This window comes from Mesorhizobium sp. M4B.F.Ca.ET.017.02.2.1 (assembly GCF_003998955.1).
Lineage (GTDB): Bacteria > Pseudomonadota > Alphaproteobacteria > Rhizobiales > Rhizobiaceae > Mesorhizobium > Mesorhizobium abyssinicae.
In genome coordinates, this window is the sequence record NZ_RZOF01000362.1 from 1 (window position 1) to 6,309 (window position 6,309).

The 6,309-nt window shown below is 65.1% G+C and carries 9 protein-coding genes and 2 pseudogenes; 4 read left to right on the plus strand and 7 right to left on the minus strand.

All coding sequences use genetic code 11. The features are described 5' to 3' along the window. A pseudogene (locus tag EN738_RS36500) lies at positions 1-144 on the minus strand (23S rRNA (adenine(2503)-C(2))-methyltransferase RlmN); the annotation flags it as partial. 266 nt (positions 145-410) lie between these two features. Here EN738_RS36500 and EN738_RS29100 point away from each other — a divergent pair. Together EN738_RS29100 and EN738_RS29105 are read left to right on the plus strand one after the other, a co-directional pair. Continuing rightward, on the plus strand, positions 411-710 hold the full coding sequence (locus tag EN738_RS29100) for a hypothetical protein (RefSeq protein WP_127286660.1): 300 nt from the start codon (positions 411-413) through the stop codon (positions 708-710). A gap of 172 nt (positions 711-882) precedes the next feature. Continuing rightward, positions 883-2,224: pseudogene (locus EN738_RS29105) on the plus strand (chloride channel protein). 1 nt (position 2,225) lies between these two features. On the opposite strand, the gene EN738_RS29110 reads toward EN738_RS29105, so the two are convergent. The 4 genes from EN738_RS29110 to EN738_RS29125 form a co-directional block, all read right to left on the minus strand. Further along, complete coding sequence (locus EN738_RS29110) at positions 2,226-2,474, minus strand: hypothetical protein (RefSeq protein ID WP_127286661.1); 249 nt, start codon at positions 2,472-2,474, stop codon at positions 2,226-2,228. Positions 2,475-2,486: 12 nt separating this feature from the next. Continuing rightward, positions 2,487-2,990: an invasion associated locus B family protein gene (locus EN738_RS29115; protein WP_126057419.1), complete on the minus strand. Its 504-nt coding sequence runs from the start codon at positions 2,988-2,990 to the stop codon at positions 2,487-2,489. Positions 2,991-3,239: 249 nt separating this feature from the next. Next, positions 3,240-3,602, minus strand: a complete 363-nt coding sequence (locus tag EN738_RS29120) for a YkvA family protein (protein WP_127286662.1) — start codon at positions 3,600-3,602, stop codon at positions 3,240-3,242. A gap of 85 nt (positions 3,603-3,687) precedes the next feature. Continuing rightward, complete coding sequence (locus tag EN738_RS29125; RefSeq protein ID WP_127286663.1) at positions 3,688-3,984, minus strand: 4a-hydroxytetrahydrobiopterin dehydratase; 297 nt, start codon at positions 3,982-3,984, stop codon at positions 3,688-3,690. Positions 3,985-4,091: 107 nt separating this feature from the next. Between EN738_RS29125 and EN738_RS29130 the strand changes: the two genes are divergently transcribed. Further along, positions 4,092-4,610, plus strand: coding sequence for a low molecular weight protein-tyrosine-phosphatase (locus EN738_RS29130; RefSeq protein WP_127286667.1), 519 nt, complete (start codon positions 4,092-4,094; stop codon positions 4,608-4,610). Here the strand turns inward: EN738_RS29130 and thpR are convergent. Next, positions 4,514-5,110 carry an RNA 2',3'-cyclic phosphodiesterase gene (gene thpR, locus EN738_RS29135; RefSeq protein ID WP_127286664.1) on the minus strand — a complete coding sequence of 199 codons (597 nt, stop codon included), beginning with the start codon at positions 5,108-5,110 and terminating at the stop codon, positions 4,514-4,516. The two genes, EN738_RS29130 and thpR, sit on opposite strands and share 97 nt — an antisense overlap. A 118-nt stretch (positions 5,111-5,228) precedes the next feature. Continuing rightward, positions 5,229-5,873: an arylesterase gene (locus EN738_RS29140; RefSeq protein WP_127286665.1), complete on the minus strand. Its 645-nt coding sequence runs from the start codon at positions 5,871-5,873 to the stop codon at positions 5,229-5,231. Positions 5,874-6,004: 131 nt separating this feature from the next. Between EN738_RS29140 and EN738_RS29145 the strand changes: the two genes are divergently transcribed. Then, positions 6,005-6,309: ATP-binding cassette domain-containing protein (locus tag EN738_RS29145; RefSeq protein ID WP_127286666.1), on the plus strand; the 305-nt coding region annotated here is incomplete at its 3' end.

Consider the following 6,309-nt stretch of genomic DNA (forward strand, 5'->3'; position numbering starts at 1 on the left):
CTCCGGCACGATGCCGGCCTCGACGAGGGCGGCGCCGAGCTCGGTCCGGGTGAGGCCGATCAGCGTCGGCTTTTCGGCCGGCGTGGCGCGGGCACGCAAGGCGTCGCGCGCGCCTTCGGCGGTAAGATCAAGTGAAAGGGTCATGGTTGCGCCAATATAAGCGGTTTGCGGCCGATTTCAGTATCGTGCCCGAAATGAAGCGCGGCGCATAGCACAGGTTCGGAGCGGAGTCATGCGGGGCGGGCGCGACCTTGCCAGTCGTGTCATCATTCGCTCGACCGCCGTGAGGCGGCGCCGCATCCCTCGCACTGCGCAAATCGATCACATATTCGTGTTGGCGTAACGACCCAAGGCGCCTTCGCGAACCCTGAAAGGGGCAACTGTGCCCCTGCAAAATGGGAGTATGCGGAATGCAATCGATCAAGCTTGTTGTCATCGCCGGCCTCCTCGGCCTTTCCGCGGCACAGGCATTTGCCGAAGACACGATGGGAACGATGACCATGATGAAGGCCGGCCAGGTAACGGCGATCACGCCCGACGGCCATATGGGCACGATGGTGCCGGACGCCAAGATGAGCGCCGAGATGATGAAGATGGCGAAGCCGATCAAGCACTGCATGATGATGATGACCGACGCCAAGGGCAAAGCCTACATGATCGACACGTCGACCAAGAAGGCCCAGGCCGAGTGTGAGAAAATGGCGATGTGAACATCGCCAAGCACGCACGCCGACCTTCCCGCCGGCCGGTGCGCCGGCGGGTATTCCGATCACATCTCCTTGAACCCCGTTCCGATGCGGTGCCGCATAGCGTCGGACTCGCCGCCCGGGTTGATCGGCTCCGTCATTATGCTAGGCCGGGCCTGTCACCACGAGGTTCGTCATGGCCGGCATATCCCGAAAATACCGCTTGCTGCGGCGTTCGCACGCCATGTGGGTGTCGCGGCGCGTCTGGCAGCCGCGTCTCGTCTTCTGGGCCGGCGCCATCTCGATCGGCCTGATCAGCGTCCTGTTCGCGCTGCTTGCCGACCGCGCGCAGGCTCTGTTCCATATCATGACCGGCAATGAGGGCGGCTGGCGCTTCTATCTGCCGCTCGTGGTGACGCCGCTCGGTTTCGTACTTTGCGCCTGGGTCGCGCATTCCTTCTTCCCGGGGTCGCAAGGCAGCGGCATTCCGCAGGCGATCGCAGCGCGGCATCTGCGCGACGAGGATGACCGCAGCCGCATCCTGTCGCTCAGGCTGGTGGCGGGCAAGATCGCGCTCACCGTCGTCGGCCTCGCCTGCGGCGCCTCGATCGGCCGCGAGGGTCCGACGGTGCAGGTCGGCGCCTCGCTGATGCTGCAGGCGGCGCGCTGGGGCGGCATGGCGCAGGCGCGCGGGCTGATCCTGGCCGGCTCCGCCGCCGGCATCGCCGCCGCGTTCAACACGCCGCTTGCCGGCATCGTCTTTGCCATCGAGGAAATGGGCCGGGCCTATGAGGCGCGCACCAACGGGCTGGTGCTGACGGCGGTGATCCTGGCCGGCCTCGCCTCGCTGGGGCTGCTCGGCAACTACACCTATTTCGGCGTCGCCAAGGACACGGTGGCGTTTGCCACCGACTGGCCGCTGGTGCTTGCCTGCGGCATCATCGGCGGCGGTGTCGGCGCGCTGTTCTCGCTGCTTGCGCTGAAGGTCATGCGCCGCATCCGGCGCTGGAACGCGCTGCAGCCGCTGCCGCGCGCGCTGGTGGTGGCGGCCGTCTGCGGGTTCGCCGTGGCGGTGATCGGCGTCGCGTCCGGCGGGCTGACCTTCGGCACCGGCTATGCGCAGGCGCGCGGCGCGATCGAAGGCACGCAGCTGCCGGCCCTCTTCTTCGTGGAAAAATTCGCCGCCGGCCTCTTGTCGATGGTATCGGGCATTCCGGGCGGTCTCTTCGCACCGTCGCTGGCGGTGGGCGCGGGGCTGGGCAGCACGCTCGGCCTGGTCTTCGGCACGGCCACCGGCACGGCGGCGCTGCTCCGGTTATTTCGCCGGTGTCGTGCAGGCGCCGATGACGGCCTTCGTCATCATCCTCGAGATGACCGGCAACCACGACAATGTCATCGCGCTGATGTGCGCAGCGATGCTGGGCTACGGCACGGCGAGGCTGATCTCCAACGAGCCGCTCTATCATGCGCTGTCGCGCGTCTTCATCGCCGAGGCGATCCGGCGGCGCAGAACGGAGACGATGCCCGCGCCGGGCTGAGCTATCGTTCTTCCGCTTTCACTTGCGGGAGGCGGACCTCGCTGTTGTGCCAGAGCGTCAGGTCTCCCTGGCTTTCAATGTCGCCGCGCGCGTCGAGAGCTTCCAGTCGCCCGGCGATATCGTCCCAGGAAACCTGGACGCCCGCCTTGCGAAGCGCCTCTTCGGTCTTCGCGAGGACCATGGCCGTCTTCCGCCAGCGGTCCATCACCATTTGCATGATGGCGCGGTCGATGTCGCTGTCCGCCGTCAAGGGGGCCTCAGCCTATTTGCACTTGGCGATCGAGGCCAGCGCGGCCGAAATGCCCTTCAGCGAGAACACATAGGAGGTGGGGTTGCCGCGACCGGACTTGGCCTGCACCTTCATGTCGGTGCCGGTCTTCATGGCGGCGATCAGCACCGGCTCTTCCGCCGCGTTCTCGACCCAAGCCGACTTGCCGCGGGTGAACATCGAGAAGGTCTTCTTGTCGATGGTGACGGTGGCCTTGGAGCCTTCCTGGAAATTGTAGCCGGCGATGAATTGCGGCTCGTAGGACACCTGCTGGCCCGGCCGCTGGCTGACGAAGAAGAACATGTCGCCATGGTCGAGTGTCGCCGGCTGCTTGTCGGTCGGCACGGTGAGCACGTAGCAGACCTTGCCGCCGGATGCCTGGTAGCTGTAGGTCCCCCAGGCATTGTGCTGGCCGATCTTGGTCGCCGACTGCGCCAGCGCGGGCGCCGCCAGGGCCACCAGGACCAGGCTGGAAACTGTAGCAATCAATCCACGCATCGTTTTTCCCGTATTCCAAATGGTGCGGCGGCAGGCCGTTGCGGCGTCCTGCCCGTCGCTTCATTTTGATTTAATCAGGGTTACCAAACGGTGAATTTTCCTCAAGAAAAGGACCCTCACCCCAGGAAACCGCCGCCATTCCCGCGCCGTCGCCACAAAGGCGGCAGGCGGGACGTCCTGTGCCGACTTGGAGGATACGAAAGCGGCAAGAGTTTGACTTTTCAAACAAGCGCTTGCGCCGGTTCGGGCTCAGTCCTTGTCGGCGATCGCGTCCCTGGCAGCCTGCCTGTGCGCGGGCGTGATGTGGGCGCTGACGGCGGTGATCGCAGCGGTCAGCACGGCGAGGTCGTCGGTGAAGCCGAGGCCGAAGATGACATCGGGGATGAAATCGATCGGCAGCACGAAATAGCCGAGCGAGGCGAGCAGGATGCCCTTGGCGCGCATCGGCGTGTCCTTGTCCATGGCGCAGTAATAGGCGGCGACCACCTCTTCCATGAACGGGATCTGCCGGGCGGCCTTCTTGGCCGTGCGCCAGAATTTTTCGCGCACCTCACCTTCGCCGGCGAGCTTGTCGCCGAAGCCGAAGAAATCAAAACCGGGTTGCCGCGCCATCTTCTTCTCCTTGGCGCCGCGCGCTTGGTTGGGTGCACGGCCGCCGGGGGAAAATGTGGTGAAAGCGCCCCCCCATCACAAGAGTTCAGCCGCCAAAATAGCGGTTCATCTTCGTGGCCAGCTCGATGTCGAGTGCGGTGACGCCGCCGGCATCATGCGTGTTCAGCGTGACGTCCACGGTCTTGTAGACGTTCGACCAGTCGGGGTGATGGTCCATCTTTTCCGCCGCGAGCGCGACGCGGGTCATGAAGGCGAAGGCCTCGGAAAAGTTCTTGAAACCGAAGCTGCGCCTGATCGAGGCGCCGTCCTCGGCCAGCGACCAGCCGCCGAGTTCGGCCAAAGCGGCGAGGACGGCGTCCTTGCCCAGTTTTTCTCTCGTCATGTCTTTGTCCCGTGCTATTTCGGATTTTGACCCTCACCATAATGCATGTCGTCCGCAAGTGCGTCGCAGTTTTGGGACATGACATGCACAAAAACGGCGCCGGATCGATGAGCGCAAAGCCGATAAATTCCATCCTGTTCGTCTGCCTCGGCAATATCTGCCGCTCGCCTCTCGCCGAAGGCGTGTTGCGCGCCGTGCTGGCCGAGCGCGGGCTGGGCCGAACCATCATGCTCGATTCGGCCGCGACCAGCGGCTGGGAGGTCGGCTCCGCTCCCGATCCGCGTTCGATCTCGATCGCGGCGCATCATGGCATCGACATTTCCGGGCAAAGGGCGCGCAGGGTGGTGCCGGAGGATTTTTCCCGCTTCGACGTGATCCTCGGCATGGACCGGGCGAACGTCCGCGACCTCAAGGCGATCGCGCCCGCCGCGATGCGCGAGCGCATCCACCTGTTCCTTGAGTTTGCCGACGGCGCTGCGGGCGAGGTGCCGGACCCCTATTATGACGGGCCGGACGCGTTCGCCGAGGTCTATCGCATGATCCGCGAGGCGTCGGAGGCGCTGGCGAAGCGGCTGGCAGCGCGCGCGTCGGCGCCCGACAGCGGCCAGGCTTCCTCGACGATATAGGGGCCGCCGCCGACCGAATCGCGCGACGACATCAAAACGAAACGGCCGACGCGGAAGGGCAGCGCCGAGAAATTGCCGCGCGCCGAAAGATACTGCGCAACGTCGAGCGGACTTGAATTGCGCAGCCGCGCCAGCGTCACATGCGGCATGAACTTGCGCGGATCGGCCGGCAGGCCGAGCCGCTGGCAGATGCGGTCGATCTCGCCTTGCAGGGCGGTCAGGTCCGGCGAGACGGCGACGCCGGCCCATACGGCGTGCGGCTTCTTCTGGCCGAAGGCGCCGACACCGGAGAGCGTCAGCGAGAAGGACGGGCGGTGGACGCGGTCCAGCGCGTTGGCGATCTCGTCGGCGACATGGCCCTCGACATCGCCGATGAAGCGCAGCGTCAGATGGTAGTTTTCGACGTCGATCCAGCGGGCTCCGGGCAGGCCGCCCCGGAGCAGGGACAGCGAAAGAGCGGCGTCACGCGGAATTTCGAGGGCGGTGAAAAGACGCGGCATGGCAAGCCTCCTGTCCTCGAATCGAAACTCACGCCCCTAGCGAATCATCGATATCCAAGCGGGGCAAGCGGTTTATTGACCTCGCGGTTTCCCCAACGGCAACCGTGACTTTCCTGCCTCACGACGCGCCGCCATCCGCGGCAATCGACTTTTCCACCGTCGGTAGTATGCCTTCGACCATCCTGTCGACGCCCCTGGCGTTGGGGTGCAGCCCATCGCCAAGCTGCAGGCCGGGCACGCCGGCGACGCCGTCGAGAAAGAACGGATAGAGCGTAACGCCGTATTTCGCGGCGAGCTTCGGATAGATGGCGTCGAAGGCGTTCTGGTAGTCGGCGCCGAGATTGGGCGCGGCGCGCATGCCGGCCAGCAGCACGCCGATCTTGCGCGCCTTGAGCCTGGCCAGCATCTCGTCGAGGTTTTTCTCGGGGACGGCCGGCGCCACACCGCGCAGCATGTCGTTGGCGCCGAGCTCGAGGATCACCAGTTGCGTGCCGTCGGGCACCGACCAGTCGAGCCGCGCCAGGCCGCCGCTCGAGGTGTCGCCGGAGACGCCGGCATTGGCGACGCTGACATCGAGACCCTTGGCGCGAAGCGCTGCCTGCAGCCTATCGGTGAAACCCTCGCCGGGCCCGAGGCTGAAACCCGCCATCAGGCTGTCGCCGAAACCGACGATCCTGAACGTCTCGGCGCTTGCCGAGGAAACGGCGCTGCCGATCGCGGCGAAAAGAACGAGGGCTGCGGCCAGAGTGTGTTTGAAAGCCATGCGGCAGGCCCCATATGAGCGGAAATGGTCTTCAGGCGAAGGCGGGTTCCTTGTTGAGCATCGGATTTCCCCGGTCTCCACTTTGGCTCCGATGCTCTAGCCCTTCTCTACCCATATAGGACGCTTTCATTGTGACAGAAGCCGTCATCGTGCTGAAAGACGTATCGCTGACGCTCGGTGAAGGCGCGTCCTCCGTGCATGTGCTGAAGGGCGTCAGCCTCGATGTCGCGGCCGGCGAGGCGACCGGCATTGTCGGCCCTTCGGGTTCCGGCAAGTCGACGCTGCTGATGGTCCTGGCCGGCCTGGAAAGGGTCGATTCCGGAACGGTCCGCATCGCCGGCGAGCTGCTCAACGGTAAAAGCGAGGACCAGATCGCATCGTTTCGGGGGCGAAACATCGGCATCGTGTTCCAGTCCTTCCACCTCATCCCCAATAT